At 63.0% G+C, this 446-nt stretch carries 1 protein-coding gene; it reads right to left on the bottom strand.

What is annotated here, in order from left to right:
- On the bottom strand, nt 1–446 hold a 446-nt coding region (locus AC1D1Y_RS26415; RefSeq protein WP_477684954.1), incomplete at both ends, for an EAL domain-containing protein.

The following is a 446-nucleotide window of genomic DNA, read 5'->3' as shown; positions in this document are numbered from 1 at the left end:
GCCTCGGTCTCCACGCCTTCGGCGGTGACAAACAGGTCCATGCCATGGCCCATTTCGATCATGGCCTTGACCAGCTTCTGGGTGCCGGGCGCCTTGTCGATGCCGTCGATAAAGCTGCGGTCGATCTTCAATTCACTGACCGGCAACTTCTGCAGGTAGGCCAGTGACGAGTAGCCSGTRCCAAAGTCGTCGATCGACAGCGGAATGCCCACGGCGCGGAGCGCGTGCAACAGCTYCACACTCTTCTGCGCGTCTTCCATCAGCCCGCTCTCGGTGATCTCCAGGCGCAGGCGCTGCGGGTTGATGCCGCTGGTGGCCACCTTGTGCCCCACGCGCTGGGCAAAGCCCGCATCCTGCAAATCGCGCGTGCTCACGTTCACGGCAATGCTGAGCGTGGGGTGTGTGCTTTGCCAAGCCTGCAGGGTGCGCAAGGCCTGGTCCAGCAT

The organism is Polaromonas sp. P1_G1, from assembly GCF_056405595.1.
Note: the sequence above shows the minus strand (reverse complement) of the source record. Positions and strands in the feature narration are given on the sequence as shown.